We start from the raw sequence: 635 nt of genomic DNA on the forward strand, positions 1-635 counted from the left end.
TCATTATACTTATATACTTCCGGTTCTCCATACTGCTGTCCATCTACCTTATACGTTACTGTATAGCTGTTGATCTCATAAGAACCTTCAATCACGACGTCTTCAGCCGGCATCTTAAATCCGTTCTCATAACTCCAGCCCTTGAATGTGTAGCCTTCCCTGGATGGCTTTTCCCTCAGCGTTACCGCCGCTCCATACTCGTAGGTCTCTTTCTCTCCATACTGCTCTCCGTCTACCTTATACGTTACAGTATAGCTGTTGATCTTATAAGAGCCTTCAATTACTACGTCTTCCGCTGGCATCTCAAATGCTTCTGTACGGCTCCAGCCACTAAATGTATAACCTTCTTTCTCCGGGCTCTGCCTTACCGTTACCAACGTTCCGTAATTATACGTTTCCACCTCTCCAACTGGCTTTCCATCTACCTTATACGTTACTTTGTAGCTGTTGATGTCAAAGCTTCCTTCTATCTCAACATTTTTTGCCGGCATATGGAATGTCCTGCCTGCTATGGAGTTTGAAAGCAGCTTCTGAATAAAGTTCTCTTTCACATCTTCACTGCTCCAGCCGCTAAAGGTATAGCCTTCTCTTTCTGCGTCCGCTTTTACAGTGACTTCCTGATTATACTGGTAGGT

1 protein-coding gene is annotated in these 635 nt (G+C 44.4%); it reads right to left on the bottom strand.

The window, feature by feature from the left end; all coding sequences use genetic code 11:
• Positions 1 to 635, bottom strand: a 635-nt coding sequence (locus tag H8S80_RS33975) for an InlB B-repeat-containing protein (protein ID WP_187049112.1), incomplete at both ends; no start/stop codon positions are given.

Source organism: Hungatella sp. L36 (assembly GCF_014288035.1).